15 protein-coding genes and 1 pseudogene are annotated in these 14,936 nt (G+C 69.6%); 6 read left to right on the top strand and 10 right to left on the bottom strand.

The window, feature by feature from the left end:
• Positions 1-41: 41 nt before the first annotated feature.
• Positions 42-794, bottom strand: coding sequence for a LysR family substrate-binding domain-containing protein (locus tag ACRDSQ_RS21240; RefSeq protein ID WP_431423483.1), 753 nt, complete (start codon positions 792-794; stop codon positions 42-44).
• Between the two features lie 83 nt (positions 795-877).
• Positions 878-1,006 (bottom strand): annotated as a pseudogene (locus ACRDSQ_RS21235) (helix-turn-helix domain-containing protein); the annotation flags it as partial.
• A gap of 150 nt (positions 1,007-1,156) precedes the next feature.
• Here ACRDSQ_RS21235 and ACRDSQ_RS21230 point away from each other — a divergent pair.
• The gene (locus tag ACRDSQ_RS21230) at positions 1,157-1,453 is read left to right on the top strand and encodes a hypothetical protein (RefSeq protein WP_431423482.1); all 297 of its coding nucleotides are present in this window, start codon (positions 1,157-1,159) and stop codon (positions 1,451-1,453) included.
• Positions 1,454-1,546: 93 nt separating this feature from the next.
• Here the strand turns inward: ACRDSQ_RS21230 and ACRDSQ_RS21225 are convergent, their stop codons facing one another.
• Complete coding sequence (locus ACRDSQ_RS21225) at positions 1,547-2,248, bottom strand: FadR/GntR family transcriptional regulator (RefSeq protein WP_431423480.1); 702 nt, start codon at positions 2,246-2,248, stop codon at positions 1,547-1,549.
• 74 nt (positions 2,249-2,322) lie between these two features.
• Between ACRDSQ_RS21225 and ACRDSQ_RS21220 the strand changes: the two genes are divergently transcribed.
• Genes ACRDSQ_RS21220 through ACRDSQ_RS21210 form a run of 3 tightly spaced genes read left to right on the top strand, consistent with a single transcriptional unit; the run spans position 2,323 to position 5,071 of the window.
• Complete coding sequence (locus ACRDSQ_RS21220; protein ID WP_431423479.1) at positions 2,323-3,054, top strand: (Fe-S)-binding protein; 732 nt, start codon at positions 2,323-2,325, stop codon at positions 3,052-3,054.
• Positions 3,051-4,472, top strand: a complete 1,422-nt coding sequence (locus ACRDSQ_RS21215; protein WP_431423478.1) for a lactate utilization protein B — start codon at positions 3,051-3,053, stop codon at positions 4,470-4,472. Before ACRDSQ_RS21220 ends, ACRDSQ_RS21215 begins: the two co-directional genes overlap by 4 nt.
• Positions 4,469-5,071: a LutC/YkgG family protein gene (locus ACRDSQ_RS21210; RefSeq protein WP_431423477.1), complete on the top strand. Its 603-nt coding sequence runs from the start codon at positions 4,469-4,471 to the stop codon at positions 5,069-5,071. The genes ACRDSQ_RS21215 and ACRDSQ_RS21210 overlap by 4 nt, the downstream gene beginning before the upstream one ends.
• A gap of 61 nt (positions 5,072-5,132) precedes the next feature.
• Here the strand turns inward: ACRDSQ_RS21210 and ACRDSQ_RS21205 are convergent, their stop codons facing one another.
• Positions 5,133-5,756, bottom strand: coding sequence for a TetR/AcrR family transcriptional regulator (locus ACRDSQ_RS21205; protein WP_431423476.1), 624 nt, complete (start codon positions 5,754-5,756; stop codon positions 5,133-5,135).
• 94 nt (positions 5,757-5,850) lie between these two features.
• On the opposite strand from ACRDSQ_RS21205, the gene ACRDSQ_RS21200 reads away from it, so the two are divergent.
• Both ACRDSQ_RS21200 and ACRDSQ_RS21195 read left to right on the top strand, forming a co-directional pair.
• A complete protein-coding gene (locus tag ACRDSQ_RS21200) occupies positions 5,851-7,026 on the top strand; it encodes a lipase family protein (RefSeq protein WP_431423475.1) in 1,176 nt (391 codons plus the stop codon).
• 110 nt (positions 7,027-7,136) lie between these two features.
• Positions 7,137-7,934, top strand: coding sequence for a prepilin peptidase (locus tag ACRDSQ_RS21195; protein ID WP_431423473.1), 798 nt, complete (start codon positions 7,137-7,139; stop codon positions 7,932-7,934).
• Here the strand turns inward: ACRDSQ_RS21195 and ACRDSQ_RS21190 are convergent.
• From ACRDSQ_RS21190 to ACRDSQ_RS21165, 6 genes are all read right to left on the bottom strand, one after another.
• Complete coding sequence (locus ACRDSQ_RS21190) at positions 7,912-9,975, bottom strand: hypothetical protein (RefSeq protein ID WP_431423472.1); 2,064 nt, start codon at positions 9,973-9,975, stop codon at positions 7,912-7,914. The two genes, ACRDSQ_RS21195 and ACRDSQ_RS21190, sit on opposite strands and share 23 nt — an antisense overlap.
• Positions 9,972-10,613, bottom strand: a complete 642-nt coding sequence (locus ACRDSQ_RS21185) for a type II secretion system protein (RefSeq protein ID WP_431423470.1) — start codon at positions 10,611-10,613, stop codon at positions 9,972-9,974. Before ACRDSQ_RS21185 ends, ACRDSQ_RS21190 begins: the two co-directional genes overlap by 4 nt.
• The gene (locus ACRDSQ_RS21180) at positions 10,604-11,047 is read right to left on the bottom strand and encodes a type IV pilus modification PilV family protein (RefSeq protein ID WP_431423469.1); all 444 of its coding nucleotides are present in this window, start codon (positions 11,045-11,047) and stop codon (positions 10,604-10,606) included. The genes ACRDSQ_RS21185 and ACRDSQ_RS21180 overlap by 10 nt, the downstream gene beginning before the upstream one ends.
• Complete coding sequence (locus tag ACRDSQ_RS21175; RefSeq protein ID WP_431423467.1) at positions 11,047-12,249, bottom strand: type II secretion system F family protein; 1,203 nt, start codon at positions 12,247-12,249, stop codon at positions 11,047-11,049. Before ACRDSQ_RS21175 ends, ACRDSQ_RS21180 begins: the two co-directional genes overlap by 1 nt.
• Before the next feature lies 1 nt (position 12,250).
• Positions 12,251-13,873, bottom strand: a complete 1,623-nt coding sequence (locus ACRDSQ_RS21170; RefSeq protein WP_431423465.1) for a GspE/PulE family protein — start codon at positions 13,871-13,873, stop codon at positions 12,251-12,253.
• Positions 13,870-14,936, bottom strand: a 1,067-nt coding sequence (locus ACRDSQ_RS21165) for a type IV pilus twitching motility protein PilT (protein WP_431423464.1), incomplete at its 5' end; no start/stop codon positions are given. The genes ACRDSQ_RS21170 and ACRDSQ_RS21165, both read right to left, overlap by 4 nt.

Genomic DNA, 14,936 nt, shown 5'->3' with positions numbered 1-14,936 from the left:
ACACATCCCCGCAGGTCACACCCCGAATGGCTGCTGCCGTACTAGCCGTGCCGGACCGCCCGTGGGTGCACCTCCGGGTGTGCGAGCCACCACGGGCGGAACACCGGGCTCTCCATGGCGTGCTGGGTGTAGGCGGCGGCGCAGGCTTGGTGGATCCGGTCGATCTGGCTCTCCGTCAGCCTTTCCCGCCGCCACGCCAGAACCAGGCGCAGCCGGATCGGCTCGTCGGCCAGCGGGCGGACGACCAAGCCGGGGCAGCCCATCGAGGTCGGTTCGACCAGCTGCACCGCCTGGCCTGACCGGATCAGCTGGCGCCCGCCGCCGCTGGGCACCTCGAAGCGGATCCGGGGCGCGAAACCGGCTTTGCGGCAAGCCGAGCGCAGCGTCACCAGCGAGCCGTCGTCGGCTCCGGGCGGACAGATCCACGAGTCGTCGGCCACGTCCGCCAAGGGAATCTCCGGCAGGCAGGCGGAGGGGTGGGTGTCCGCGACCGCCACGAACACCGGCACGCGCGGCACCAGCGTCCGGTGCATCACCTGCGCGCCAAGGGGTACGTCCCTGTCGTCGGACATGCCGATCAGGGCCGCGTCGAGCCTGCCGTGGGTCAGGGAGTGGGCGAGCATCGTGCTCGACGGCTCCACCTGAAGCCTGATCTCCGCTTCCGGCACCGTCTCATCGAGGCGAGAGACCAGGGTGGCGACACACTCCATGTGCGCCGAACCCATGCGCAGCACGGCTTGGCTGTCCGGGCGCACCAGGTCGGCGCTGAACGCGTCGAGTTCGACCAGCAGCACTCGCGCGCGGCCCAGGACGCGTTCCCCAGCGCCGTGGGCGCGGTTCCGGTGCGGCTGCGCAGGAACAGCTGTCCGCCCACCGACCGTTCGACGCGCTGCAGCAGCAGGGTGAGCGACGGCTGGGACACCCCGAGGGCGGACGCCGCCTGCGAGAGGCTGCCTGTCTCCGCGATCGTGCAAATGGCCCTCAGGTGTCGAAACTCCAGGTCCATAAGCAAAGACTATAGAGCCAAATCATTACCGGGGGATCCCTGTCGGTGTGACTCTCCATCAACGCGCGATGACGTTGACACCAAAAGAGTATCGCCGTTCGCGTGGGCATTACACCCTGCACCCGAATCCCTGCACCGGAGACACATGTGATGAGCTTTCGACCGCGACGCGGGTTGATCCTGCTGACCCTGCTCGCCGCCACCTTGGGGTTACCCGCCCCGACCGCCGTCGCCGCACCCGAGCGCCTGCCCGCCGCGGTCGCGACGACGCCCCCGCCGGTCGCCCAGTCTCACGGCGCGGGCCGTGAGTCCAGGACGACCACCCCGCTCAAGGACCGCGGCCCCATCCCTGCGACCACAGCGCGGGACACCGACGCGCGCACCGACGCGGCGTGCGACGCCGCGGAGTTCGCCAGCCGCACGGGGGCCGCGCTGGTCCAGGGGTGAAGTGTCGTTTGTGCTTGACCACGCTGGCGCGGATCTCCACCGGAAACCGGACCGGCACCCCGCGCGAAACCTATAAGGCCCAGGAGAATGGCGTCATTCCTGTTCGAGGGCGGATTCCGCCGACCCGAGAGTGTTGCGCAGCCACTGCTCCACCCCAGCCACATGCACAGTCGCCCACGCCCGGGCGACCTCAGGCTGCCGCGACTCGATGGCCTCGCAGATGGCGTCATGCTGTTCGCGGGTGCGGCGGACCGCGCCCTCCTGCGTCAGGCCTCGCCAGATGCGGGCGCGGGCCGTGGGGCCCGACAGCCCGTCGATCAGCGAGCACAGGACGGTGTTGCCCGAGCCTGCGGCGATGCGGCTGTGGAACTTGAGGTCGTTGGCGACCAGCGCCTCGACCGTCGGGTCCTCATCGAGCTCGTCGAGGATCGCGCGGAGTTCGGCGACGTCGGTGTCGGTCATGGTTTTGGCGGCCATGGCCGTCGCGGCGGGCTCCAGGATGCGGCGGACTTCGAGGAACTGCAAGACGGTGTCGTCCTGGTGGAAGTCGACCATGAAACCCATGGCGTCGAGGAGCAGGCCCGGCTCCAGGCTGGTGACGTACGTGCCGTCGCCTTGGCGCACGTGCAGGACCCTGATCAGGGACAACGCCTTGACCGCCTCCCGCAGGGAGCTGCGGGACAGGCCGAGGCGTTCGGCGAGGTCGGCTTCCTTCGGCAGGCGCGAGCCGGGGCCGAGTTCGCCGTCGACGATCATCGCCTTGATTTTTTCGATGGCTTCGTCGGTGACCGGCACGGCAACTCCTCCTACGGACATCCGATGTTTCGTAGGATAGCCGGGCGTGGCCCGAAATGTGGAAAGGTTCGCCGATGAGGGTCGCCCTCTTCATCACCTGCTTCAACGACACGCTGTTCCCCGCGACCGGCCAGGCCGTCGTCCGCGTGCTGGAGCGGCTTGGCCACGAGGTGGTGTTCCCGCCGGAGCAGACGTGTTGCGGGCAGATGCACTTCAACACCGGCTACCAGCGTGAGTGTGTGCCGCTGGTCCGGTCCTTCGTCGACACCTTCGCCGGTGCGGACGTCGTCGTGGCGCCGTCCGCGTCGTGCGTCGGGATGGTTCGGGACTTCCACCGCCGGGTCGCCGAGGTGTCGGGGGACCAGAAGCTGGCCGAGGCGGTCGCCGAGACAGTGCTGCGCGTGCACGAGTTCACCGAGTTCCTGGTGGACGTCGCCGGGGTGACCGATGTCGGCGCGTACTTCCCGCACAAGGTCACCTACCACCCGACCTGCCATGGTCTGCGGCTGCTCAAACTCGGCGACCGGCCGCAGGTCCTGTTGCGCGCGGTGGAGGGGATCGACCTCGTCGACCTGCCGGGCGCGACCGAGTGTTGCGGGTTCGGCGGCACGTTCGCGCTGAAGAACTCCGACGTCTCGGTGGCCATGGGGAAGGACAAGGTCGCCCGCGTGCTGTCCACCGGCGCGGAGGTGCTGACCGCGGCGGACAACTCCTGCCTGATGCACGTCGGCGGGCTGCTGTCGCGGGCGAAGTCGACGGTGCGGGTCATGCACCTCGCCGAGATCCTGGCGGGTGAGCGCGCATGACCGGCACCTGGCTCGGTATGCCGCCGTTCCCGGTGGCCGCCCGCAAAGCCCTCGGTGACACCCGGTTGCGGGCAAACCTGGGCAAGGCGACCGGCGCGATCCGCGGCAAGCGCGCCGCCGTGGTCGCCGAACGCGCCGACTGGGAGTCGCTGCGGACCGCGGGCAAGGAGATCAAAGACCGCGCCCTGCACAACCTCGACACCTACCTCGAAGAGCTGGAACGCAACGTTACCGCCGCGGGCGGTGTCGTCCACTGGGCGCGCGACGCCGCCGAGGCCAACCGGATCGTGATCGACCTGGTCCGCGCGGCGGAGGCCGACGAGGTGGTCAAGGTGAAGTCCATGGCCACCCAGGAGATCGAATTCAACGAGGCGCTGGCCGAGGCCGGGATCGCCGCCTACGAGACCGACCTCGCCGAGCTGATCGTCCAACTGGGACACGACCGGCCATCGCACATCCTGGTGCCCGCCATCCACCGCAACCGCTCGGAGATCAGGGACATCTTCCTGCGCGAGATGCCCGGCGTGACCGAGGCGCTCACCGACGACCCCGCCGAACTGGCCGCGGCCGCGAGGGTGCACCTGCGGCGCAAGTTCCTCACCGCCAAGGTCGCCGTGTCCGGGGCGAACTTCGCCGTCGCGGACTCCGGCACGCTCGTCGTGGTCGAGTCCGAGGGCAACGGGCGGATGTGCCTGACCCTGCCGGAGGTCCTGATCAGCGTGGTCGGCATCGAGAAGCTGGTGCCCACCTGGCAGGACCTCGAAGTGATGCTGCAGCTGCTGCCGCGGTCGTCCACCGGTGAGCGGATGAACCCGTACACCTCGACCTGGACCGGGGTGACCCCTGGCGACGGCCCGCAGGAGTTCCACCTGATCCTGCTCGACAACGGCCGCACCGACGCGCTCGCCGACGACATCGGCAGGCAGGCGCTGCGGTGCATCCGCTGCTCGGCGTGCCTCAACGTCTGCCCGGTGTACGAGCGGACCGGCGGCCACGCCTACGGGTCGGTCTACCCCGGCCCCATCGGCGCCATCCTCACCCCGCAGCTGCGCGGCGTCACCGCCGACGAGGTCTCACCGACCCTCCCGTTCGCCTCCACCCTGTGCGGCGCCTGCTACGAGGTCTGCCCGGTGCTCATCGACATCCCGCAGGCCCTCGTCCACCTCCGCGCGAAAGCCGTCGACGCCAAACGCGGCAAGCCTTCCGCCGAACGCGCGGCCATGCGGGTGGCGCAGTGGGTGTTCGGCAGCTCCCGCAGGCTGCGCCTGGTCCAGCGCCTGGTCTCGATCGGCGGCCGAACACTGAGCCGCCGGGGCCGGATCGGCCGGTTGCCTGGTCCGTTCAAGGCATGGAGCGGCGCCCGGGACACCGCGACCCCGCCCCGACAGACGTTCCGATCCTGGTGGGAGTCCCGATGACCGCGCGCGAAGAGATCCTCGGCCGTATCCGCTCGGCTTTGTCCACAGTGGACAAGGCGGAGACGGTTGTGTCCAGGGATTACGAGCAGGCCATAGAGGGTGATCTGGTCGACCTGTTCGCCGAACGGGTCGCCGACTACCGGGCGACCGTCGTGCGTACGGCGACCGACACCGTGTCCGAGGCCATCGCCGAACAGTTGGCGCACTTCGGTGTCAGCGCGGTCCTCGCCCCGGCCGACCTGCCCGCGGACTGGGTCCCCCACGCGGTCACCGACGCCCCGCCCTTGGATGTGCCCGCCCTCGACGCGGCCGACGGAGTGGTCACGGCCTGCGCCGTGGGCATCGCCGAGACCGGCACCATCGTCCTCGACGCCGGCCCGGGCCAGGGCAGGCGCGCGCTCACCCTGGTCCCCGACTTCCACCTGTGCGTCGTGCGGGTCGACCAGATCGTCGGCACGGTCCCGGAAGCGATCGCCCGCCTGGACGGCACCCGCCCGCTCACCTGGATCAGCGGCCCGTCAGCCACCAGCGACATCGAACTCAACCGGGTCGAAGGCGTCCACGGCCCGCGCACCCTGGTTGTGTTGATCGTGGGGTGACTGGGATCAGGGCACCAGGATGCCGTCGAGGTCACCATGGCCTCCCCCTGACAGTGCGGGATCAGCCCGTGAGGAGGGTGGTGGCGAGTGCGAGCAGGGCGGTTTCGAGTTCTTCCACCGACTTCCACTGATGCAGCGACCAGTCGTAGACCACCGAGTTCAGGGCGCCGATTAGGGCGAGGCCCGCGAACCGGAAGTCCCTCGGTGGGATCTCGCCGCGGGCGACCGCGGCCTCGCCTTCGTGGGTCACCGTCGCGATGATCGCTTCGCGGTACTCCAGGCGGGCCTGTTCCACCTTCGGGCTGGCGCCGACGACCTCGACGAAGCTGACCCGGACCCGGCGCTCGTCGGAGATGATCGTGCGCAGGTACGCGGTCACCGCCGCGACCACGCGGGCCTCGATGGGGGTCGCGGGCGCCTCCGCGAGCGCGGTGGCCGTGGCGGTGAGGGCGGCCTCGGTGATCTGCGAGTGCAGCGCGATCAGGACCGCTTCCTTGTTGGTGAACTCGTGGTAGAAGTGCCGCGTCGACACCTTCGCGGCTGAACAGAGCCGGTCGATGGGCGTCGCCTGGTAGCCCTCGGTGCCGAACAGGTCGAGCGCCGCCGCCAGCAGGCGTTCCCGGCGCGCGGCGCTGCGTTCGCCCGCGTCGCGGCCGGAATAGCGGCGGGTTGGTGCCTCGGTCATGGTCTCCAGCTCTTGTCATCGGTGTCGCGTAGGCCTACGGTAGCCGCCAAGCCCAAAGCGAAAAGACATATTTTCGATTATGGAGGCACGGCCCATGAAACGCACGGCACGTCTGGCATCGCTGGTGTTGGCCGCGGGAGCGCTTGTCGGCGGGGTGGTCGTCGCTGTCCCGGCCGCGACCGCGGCGCCGGAGGCGGTCGTGGAGCCCGACCTCGACCCCTTCTACCGGCCCGCCCCGGACTTCGAGGCCGCCGCTCCGGGCACGGTGCTCAAGAAGCGATCGGTCACCGCCGCCGGGCTGCCCGCGCTGCAGATGCAGGTGCGCAGCAGCGACGCGAAGGACCGGCCGGTCACCGTGGTCTCGACCCTGATCGTCCCTTCGACGCCGTACCTTGGGCAGCGGCCGCTGCTGTCCTACCAGCCCGCGACCGACAGTCTCGGCGACCAGTGCAACCCGTCGTACACCCTGCGGACCGGCACCGAGAAGGAGGGCGCGCTGCTCGGTCTGGGGCTGGCCAAGGGCTGGGCCGTCGTCGTCACCGACTACCAGGGCCCTCGCGACGCCTACGGGGCCGGGCGGATGGAGGGCCACGCGGTGCTCGACGGCATCCGCGGCGCGATCTCCGTGCCTGAGGCGGGCCTGGCGAAAGCCAAGATCGGCATCTGGGGCTACTCGGGTGGCGCGCTCGCCTCAGGCTGGGCCGCCGAACTGCAGCCCACCTACGCGCCGGAACTGCGCGTCGCCGGTGTCGCCGCGGGCGGCACACCCGCCGATCTCGCCTTGGCCGCCAAGACGATGGACGGTGGCGCCTTCTCCGGCCTCGGCCTCGGCGCGGTCAACGGGCTCATGCGCGAGTACCCCGAACTGGAGACCCTGCTCAACGACGCCGGTCGCGCGCTGCGGGCCGACGTGGACGACATGTGCGTCGGTGACCTCGCCATCAGCTACCCGTTCCGCGGGCTCACCGAGTTCACCCACTCGACCGACCCGCTGAACGAGCCGGTCGGCCGGGAGGTGCTGGCGCTCAACCGGATGGGCGCGCAGGCACCCACCGCGCCGGTCTACCTCTACCACTCGAAGTTCGACGAGCTGATCCCGTGGGCCGCGGGTGACGCCGTCCGCCGCGAGTGGTGCGCGAAGGGCACGAAGGTCACCTTCCACACCGACTACCTCAGCGAGCACAACGTCCTGGCGGTCACCGGCGCACCCGCCGCCGTCGCCTATCTCAGCGCCCGGTTCTTCGGCCTGCCGGTCACTGGCGCCTGCTGACCCGGGGAGACGGGCTGCGGGCCGAGGGGGCTCGCAGCCCGTCTTCGCGCGCGTTGTCGGCGCGGGCGATACGGTGATCGCCGAATGCGGCCGACAGGCGGGAGCCGGGGATGCAGGTCGTCCTGTACGTCATGGTCACGCTGCTGGGCCTGGCCGTCGGCTCGTTCCTCAACGTGGTGATCCACCGGGTGCCACTCGGCGAGTCGGTGGTGAGTCCGGCGTCTCGTTGCCCGAGTTGCGGGAAGCCGGTGCGGGCCCGGCACAACATCCCGGTGTTCGGCTGGTTGGTCCTGAGGGGACGGTGCGCCGACTGCGCCGAGCCGATCGGGATCCGCTATCCGTTGGTGGAATTGGGCACGGCGCTGGTTTTCCTGGTGGTGGCCGTGCGGATGTGGCAGCTCGGGCTGGTGTCCGCGCTGCCCGCATACCTGTACTTCGCGGCCGCGGGCATCGCCCTCGCCCTGATCGACCTGGACGTGCGGCGGCTGCCGTCGGCGATCATCCTGCCGTCCTACCCGGTGCTCGCCGTCCTGCTGGCGGTGTCCTCGGCGGTGCGTGACGACTGGTGGTCGCTGGGCCGGGCCGCGATCGGCGCCGCCGCCCTGTTTGCGTTCTACTTCCTGCTGGCGCTGGTGTACCCCGCCGGGATGGGCTTCGGCGACGTGCGGCTCTCGGGTCTGCTCGGTGGCGTGCTCGCCTACCTGTCATGGTCGACGCTGGTCGTCGGCGCGTTCGGCGGGTTCGTGCTGGGCGCGCTGGTCGGCGCCGTGGTCCTCGCGGCGGGCCGGGGCGACCGCAAGACCGCGCTCCCGTTCGGCCCCTTCATGATCCTGGGCGCGCTACTGGCGTTGTTCGTCGCCGAGCCCATCGCGAACTGGTACCTCGTCACCGTGGGTTGGACCAGCTGAGCACGCTGACCTGGCGTCTCCCGGCTATCGGGGTGACCGGGTCGGAGTCGACGAACGCCACTTTCGCCCGCAGCGACGGCGTTCCACTGGTCGAGCAGGGGCCGGGCGACGGGCATGGGTAGACGCTGAGGTACACGCTGAAGACGAACCCGGGCGAGTCGTCGGGGACCTCGATGACCGGGCCGCCGTAGGAGAAGCTGCCGGTCAGCTTCACCCAAAGGGAGCGGGTCACGACACCGAAGCGGAAGACCTGCTCGGAAGCGTTGTTCAGGGTGATGTCGAGGGCGGCGCGCGGCGCGTAGGTGGTGCCCTGGACGTAGAACCGGTTGTTGGGGCTGCCGTCGGAGCTGACGAGCGGACAGCGGGAGGCGTTGCCCAGCCCGGTGTACGGGACTGTGGTGACACAGCCGGTGCCCGCCCGGAAAGCGGGGGCGACGTAGGTGAGGTCGAGCTGGATCGCGTCGAGGTCCTCGATGTCGTCCTTGGCGTCCAACGAGACCTTGAGGTCGATCGTGGCGCCGCTGAACGTGCCGTCATACACGGCTTTCGCCAGGGAACCGGTGCGAGCGGTGTCGATCGGGATGGTGCTGGTCTGGAAGAGCGGCGACCCGGTGCGGCCGACGACGGACCCGGTGAGCGGGGTGCCGCCGGTGGGGGTCAGGGTCACCTGGAGGTTGTCCGGTTTGAGCAGGTCGGTGTGCCGGTGGTTGACCTTCACCGTGGCCGACCTGAGGACCGACCCTGGGGGGATGGCGGCGGGCGGCGCGAACCCGGTGACGGAGACGGTCGTGTCGGCGTTCTTCTTGGGTGCTGTCCAGGTCGCGAAGCTGAGGGCCTCGGCGTCGCGGAGGTTCGCGGTCGTGGCGGTGGCGCCGAAGCCGCCTTGGGTGGGAACACCGGTGAGCTTGAGGTCGGTGAGCGCGGTGTCGGTCTCGGCCCCGGACTTGAGCCCGTAGATGGCGACCGGCGGCCGGGTGGCGCTGTAGGTGCCGCAGATCTCGGCCTGGCCCGCCTTCACCGCGAGTTGGCTGTCGCCGCCGAAGATGAACTGGACGCCGACCGCGCCCGCGTCCTTGATCGGGTTGTTGCACGAGCCCGGAATGCTCGCGGGAACCGGAGGCGCGCCGATCACCTGTCCGGCGCCGTTGACCGGGGTGCCCGCGACCAGCGTGCCGTTGTCGATGGTCCAGATGTTGCCGCCGCTGGAGTCGAGCAGCGGGTTGGCGTTGGTGCCGCCGTTGTGGAAGTCGAAGTAGTAGGCGCCGGGTTTGAACCACCACGTGCTGTTGCGGCACGAGCTGCTCGCCGACATCATCCGCGACAGACCGTAGGCGTCGTCGTAATAGCCGGGCTCGAACGTGACCACTGAGTCCGGGGTCGTGCACGGCGGCAGCGCGCGGTGCTGCGGCGCGACAGCCGCCTGGGGAAGGTAATTTGGGTCGTCGCTCAGCGGGTTCGCGGTGGCGCCGTAGTTGCACGACGGCGGCGAGGGATCGCTGGTGATCGTTCCCGCGCACGTGGTGCGGGCGTAGACCCTGGTGTTGGTGAACAGGGTCCCGTTGACCACGTTGATGTTGGAGTTGGAGAAGACGATCCCATGCACGCGGAAGGTTGATCCACTGGGCTGGGAGATGTTGACGCCGTTCTCCCCGGCCGTGCGGCCCAGGGTCAGGATCGCGCTGCCGGGCCGGTTGCACATCGACAGCGACGGGCACTGGATGAGGACCTTGGACGGGTCGGCCCCGCACGCCACGGTCGCCGCGCCCGCGCCCGCGATCCCGTCGAAGGTGAGCGTGTCCGAGCCGCCGAAGCACTGCTGGCCAGAGGAGTTGTTGTAGGTGCTGTTGCGGATGGTGTTGATCGCCGCGGCCATCGCACCGTCCGAGGTGGACGCCTCGGCCGCCTGGCCGCGCAGCGCCACGGTCGTGCGGATGCTGGTGCCGGAGAAGGTGAGCAGCGCGAGCAGACCCAGGCTGATCACCGATACCAGGACCAGCACCAGGATCAGCGCGGCTCCGCTGTCGTCGTGACGGCGTGTCATGTCTGCCTCCGCTGGCCGTTCAGGCTGATCTCATAGGGGTCCGCGTTCGGCGTCGTGACGGTGAACCTCAGCGTCACCCGCTGCGGCACCGCCGCCGTGTCGCACGCCCCGCCACAGTCGATCGTGAAGGTCGCCGGGTCGACGTAGTGGGCGACGACGATGTCGGCGGTCGAGCCTCCGGCGCACTTGATCCGGTGCAGCTCACTGACCGCGCCCACGGGCACCAGGTAGTAGCCCACAACATCCACGTTCGACGCGGGAGTGGCGCCCGAGTTGTCCCAGTTCTCCGACAGCAGGCGGATCTTGGCGGTGGGGGTGGCGGCGGTGCCGCACACGTGCCCGCCCGCGTCGAACGCCGCGTCGAGTTGGATCGAGGGTTTGAACGCGACCCCGGTCAGACCGTGGGCGGCCGCGTAGTCGCGGATGCCGACGGTGGACACGTCCTGGCCGAAATAGGTGGCGCTGATCTGCGAGTCGTGGGACAGCTGCAGCCGCGCCGACGCGCTCGCGGACTGGCGCAGCCCAGCGATGATGAGCCCGGCCAGTGGCGCGCTGATCACGCCGAGGATCACGATCGCCATCAGCAGTTCGACCAGGGTGAAGCCGGCATCGTCACGGCCGCGGCGAGTCACGTGCATATTGGCTCCCCGAGCCCGCACGGCTTGCGGATCACGATGATGGTGCGTTCGGTGGCCCGGCCGTCGTTGCCCGCGACCTGCAGGGTGAGCTGCTGCAGTCCGGTGTCGGTGCCGCAGGAGGCCTGCCAGGCCGTGCCATCCCAGTACTTCGTCGCGGTGACCGCCGAGGTGTACCCGGTGGGGACGGCGAATCCGGCCGGGCTCGCGTAAGCGCCGGGGGCCGCGCAGGCGACGTAGCCGCCGTTCGCGACGCTGGTGCGGATGGCCTCGCCGAAGTCGCGCACCATCGTGCCCGCGGTGGACTGCTTGCGGTGCACGTCGGAGGCGAGGACGCTGGTGGTCAGGCCCGCGCCGATCGCGACCGCGCCGATGCCGAGGATCACCACGGCGATCAGCAGTTCGAGCAGGGTCTCGCCCCGGTCGTCGGCGCGCATCAGGACACCTGGTTGAAGATGCCGTACATCGCCGAGACCAGTGCCACCGCGACGAAGCCGACGACCAGGCCCATCACCACGATGACGGCGGGCTCGAACAGGGCGGTGAGCTTCTTGAGCTTGTAGTCCAGCTCGCCCTCGTAGTACTGGGCGGTGACCTCGAGCTGGGTGTCGAGGGTGCCGGTCTCCTCACCGACCCGGATCATCTGGCCCGCGGTGGTCGGGAACAGCCCGATCGCGGAGATGGGCTTGGCCAGGCCCTCGCCTTCGAGGACGGCTTCGCCGACCCGGGAGAGAGCGTGGATGAAGACCAGGTTGCGCAACGACTCGGTGGCCACCCGCAGCGCCTCCGGCAGCGAGACGCCCGCGCTGACCATGGAGGACAGGATGCGGCTGAACCGCTCGACGAGGGCGTACTGGATGGTGGAGCCGACGACGGGCAGCGACAAGAAGAACTTGTCGCGCGCGTAGCGGCCTTTGGTCGTGCGGACCGCCGCGAAGAGACCTAGCGCGAGGACAGCGGTCCCGGTGCCCAAGGCCCACCACCACTCGGTGAGGAAGTCCGTGACGGCCAGCAGCATCCGGGTCGGCAGGGGGAGTTCGGCGTCGAGGCTGTCGAAGAACACCTTGAACCGGGGGAGCACGAAGCTGGCGAGCACGATGACGGTGACCAACGACATGCCCGCGATCATCGCGGGGTAGATGAGCGCGGACTTGATCTTGCGCTTGGCTTCGAGGTCGCGTTCGAGGTACTTGGCCAGCCGGTCGAGGACGCTGTCGAGCTTGCCGCTGAGCTCCGCCGAGCGCAGGATGCCGCGGTAGAACTCGGGGAAGATCTTGGGGTGCCGGTCGAAGCAGTCGGAGAGCTTCTCGCCGCGGCGCAGCCCGTCCTCGACCTCGCGCATCATCTTGCGCACGGAGGAGTTGTCGGCTTCCTCGCCGAGGGTGCGCACCGCGTCGATCAGGGGCAGGCCCGCCTTGATGAACGCGCCGAGCTGCCGCGACAGGTGCATGACCTCTTCGCGCTTGACGCGCGGCGCGGTCAGCTCCTTCTTGAGCACGCCCGTCTTCTCGGTGACCTGGATGTCGCGCAGTTCCAGCTCGTACAACGCGAGTTCGGCGGCTTCACGGCTGTCCGCTTTGTGCGTTCCGCTGATCGGGCTCCCGTCAGGACGCGTTGCGATATAGGCGAACTTGGCCATCTCAGCTCCCGATCACGTAAACGGAACGCAGGACCTCGGCGAGGGTGGTCACGCCGGACTCGACCAGGTGCACCGCCGCCTCGGACAGGGTGCGCATGCCCTCGTACCGCGCCTGCTTGCGGAACTCCTCGTGCGAGGCGCGGGTGAGGATCAGGTCCCGGATCGGTTCGCTGATCGGCATCATCTCGTAGACGCCGATGCGCTCCAGGTACCCGGTGTTGGCGCAGAAGTTGCATCCGGCGCCGCGGACGAACCCGCCCTTGGGCGGTGCGCCGCCGACCGCGTCGAGGAACGCCAGCTCCTCATTGGACGGTCGGTAGTACTCGGTGCAGTACGTGCAGACCCGGCGCACCAGGCGCTGGGAAAGCACGGCGGTGACCGAGGACGCGATGAGGAAGTTCTCGATCCCCATGTCCAGCAGGCGGTGCAGCGTCGCGGCGGCGTCCGTGGCGTGCAAGGAGGACAGCACGAAGTGGCCGGTGAGCGCGGACTGCACGGCGATGCGCGCGGTCTCCACGTCACGGACCTCGCCGACGAGGATGATGTCCGGGTCCTGCCGCAGGATCGACTTGAGGCCGCCGGCGAAGGTGATGCCCGCTTGCTCGTTGATCTGGATCTGGTTGATCGACGGGAAGGTGTACTCGACCGGGTCCTCGATGGTCATGATGTTGCGGTCGGGGCTGTTGATCTCGCCGAGCGACCCGTAGAGCGTGGTGGTCTTGCCGCTGCCGGTCGGGCCCGCGCAGATGACCATGCCGTAGGGGGAGCGCAGCAGCGCCGCATAGCGCTTGGCCATCTCGGCGGGCATGCCGAGCTGCTCCAGGCGAAAGAGCGGGCGGCTCTTGTCCAGCAGTCGCAGCACGACCTTCTCGCCGCCGACGACGGCGGTGGTCGACACGCGGATGTCGACGGCGCGGCCTTCGACATCCATGCTGATCTGGCCGTCCTGCGGGCGGCGCCGCTCGACGATGTTCATCCCGCCGATGATCTTGATCCGGCTCACGATCGCCGGGCCCATCGACGCGGGCAGGTCGAGCACGTCGTGCAGGGCGCCGTCGATCCGGTAGCGGACCCTGATCCGCTCCGGCTGCGGCTCGACGTGCACGTCGGATGCCCGGTCGCGCAAGGCCTGGGTGATGATCAGCTGCACGACCTGCACGACCGGGGCGTCGTCGTTGGCCGAGACCGCGGCGACGGTGCGGGCCGCGGTCTTGCGCAGCACGTCGCGTGCCTCGAAGTCCTTGACCCGCGAGTCGATCCCGGTCAGTGCCCGGTAGGTCGCGCCGATGACGCGCAGGATGTCCGCCGGGTCGGCGACCCGCACGGTGAACGGCATCCCGGCGGCCTCGCGCAGTCCTTTGAGGACCGCGTCGGACGGGTCGGCGACCGCGAAGGCCACCCCGTTGCCGGTTTTCAGTTGCACCGCGAGCAACTCGCGCGCGGTTGCTTCCTTGATGAGGGCGGTCGCGACGGGCTCGGGGGTGACCGAACGCAGGTCCACCGGCTGCAGCGGCCGCGACTGCCGCGCTCGGGCGTTCTCGGCGGCGGCGTCGGCGAGGCTGCCCGTGTTCGGCGGGTCCACGGGCGCCTGGCCGGGGGTGTCGGTGCGCTTGCCCAGTCTCATGACGCCACTCCAGCGCGGATTCGGGGTCGGGCTTCGATGTCCTTGGGGTAGAGGCTGCGGGCGGCGGCGTCCTCGTAGCTGATTCGGCCTGCCTGCACGAGATCCGACAGCGACTGCTCGAAGGTGACCATGCCCTCGTTGCGGCCGGTGATCAGCGAGTTGCGGAGCTGGTTGGTCTTGCCCTCCTTGACGAGGTTGCGGATCGCGGAGTTCGCGACGAGCACCTCGAACGCGGCGACCATGCCGCCGCCGGTGGCCGGGATCAGCCGCTGGTAGACGATCCCGGTGAGCGCGGCGGCGAGCTGCACCCGCACCTGCGACTGCTGTTCGGCCGGGAAGACGTCGATCATGCGGGCCAGCGACTGCGCGGTGTCGTTGGTGTGCAGCGTGGCGAAGACGAGGTGGCCGGTCTCGGCGATGGTCAGCGCGAACCGGATCGACTCCAGGTCGCGCATCTCGCCGACCAGCAGCACATCGGGGTCCTCGCGCAGCGCGCTGCGCAGGGCGTGGGAGAACGACGCGGTGTCGCTGCCCACCTCGCGCTGGTTGACCGCGGATCGCTTGTGCTCGTGGACGTACTCGATCGGGTCCTCGATGGTGATGATGTGACAGGCCCGCTCGGTGTTGATCCGGTCGATCACCGAGGCGAGCGTGGTCGACTTGCCGGACCCGGTCGGGCCGGTGATGAGGACGAGCCCTTGGTGCTGGCGGGCGAAGTGGCCGAGCACCGGGGGGAGGCCGAGCTGGTCCATGGAGGGGATGACGCGGGGAATCATGCGCAGCGCGACCGCGGTGTCCCCACGCTGGGTGAACGCGTTGCCGCGGACCCGGGCGTCGTCGCGCCAGGAGAAGGAGAAGTCGTATTCGTGGTTCTGCGCCCAGTGCGCGATCTGTTCGGGGCTGAGCAGTTCCTCGAGTAGGGCGTCGGTATCGGTGGCGGTGAGCACGGGCTCGTTGGGCAGAGCGTGCAACGCGCCCTGGATGCGCAGCTGGGGTGCCATGCCGGCGGTGAGCAGGAGGTCGGTGGCGCCTGCCTGCCACACGGCTTCGAGCAGCGCGTCGA

The organism is Actinokineospora sp., assembly GCF_050699995.1.
Lineage (GTDB): Bacteria > Actinomycetota > Actinomycetes > Mycobacteriales > Pseudonocardiaceae > Actinokineospora.
The sequence above is the reverse complement of the archived record's forward strand: the minus strand, read 5'-3'. Positions and strand labels throughout refer to the sequence as shown.

What these genes read in the sequence shown, in the direction of transcription:
- ACRDSQ_RS21210 (WP_431423477.1), top strand. Translation starts at nt 4,469, where the DNA reads ATGACCGCGCGCGAAGAGATCCTCGGCCGTATCCGCTCGGCTTTGTCC.
- ACRDSQ_RS21205 (WP_431423476.1), bottom strand. Translation starts at nt 5,756, where the DNA reads ATGACCGAGGCACCAACCCGCCGCTATTCCGGCCGCGACGCGGGCGAA.
- ACRDSQ_RS21195 (WP_431423473.1), top strand. Translation starts at nt 7,137, where the DNA reads ATGCAGGTCGTCCTGTACGTCATGGTCACGCTGCTGGGCCTGGCCGTC.
- ACRDSQ_RS21170 (WP_431423465.1), bottom strand. Translation starts at nt 13,873, where the DNA reads ATGAGACTGGGCAAGCGCACCGACACCCCCGGCCAGGCGCCCGTGGAC.
- ACRDSQ_RS21190 (WP_431423472.1), bottom strand. Translation starts at nt 9,975, where the DNA reads ATGACACGCCGTCACGACGACAGCGGAGCCGCGCTGATCCTGGTGCTG.
- ACRDSQ_RS21175 (WP_431423467.1), bottom strand. Translation starts at nt 12,249, where the DNA reads ATGGCCAAGTTCGCCTATATCGCAACGCGTCCTGACGGGAGCCCGATC.
- ACRDSQ_RS21180 (WP_431423469.1), bottom strand. Translation starts at nt 11,047, where the DNA reads ATGCGCGCCGACGACCGGGGCGAGACCCTGCTCGAACTGCTGATCGCC.
- ACRDSQ_RS21230 (WP_431423482.1), top strand. Translation starts at nt 1,157, where the DNA reads ATGAGCTTTCGACCGCGACGCGGGTTGATCCTGCTGACCCTGCTCGCC.
- ACRDSQ_RS21220 (WP_431423479.1), top strand. Translation starts at nt 2,323, where the DNA reads ATGAGGGTCGCCCTCTTCATCACCTGCTTCAACGACACGCTGTTCCCC.
- ACRDSQ_RS21215 (WP_431423478.1), top strand. Translation starts at nt 3,051, where the DNA reads ATGACCGGCACCTGGCTCGGTATGCCGCCGTTCCCGGTGGCCGCCCGC.
- ACRDSQ_RS21200 (WP_431423475.1), top strand. Translation starts at nt 5,851, where the DNA reads ATGAAACGCACGGCACGTCTGGCATCGCTGGTGTTGGCCGCGGGAGCG.
- ACRDSQ_RS21185 (WP_431423470.1), bottom strand. Translation starts at nt 10,613, where the DNA reads ATGCACGTGACTCGCCGCGGCCGTGACGATGCCGGCTTCACCCTGGTC.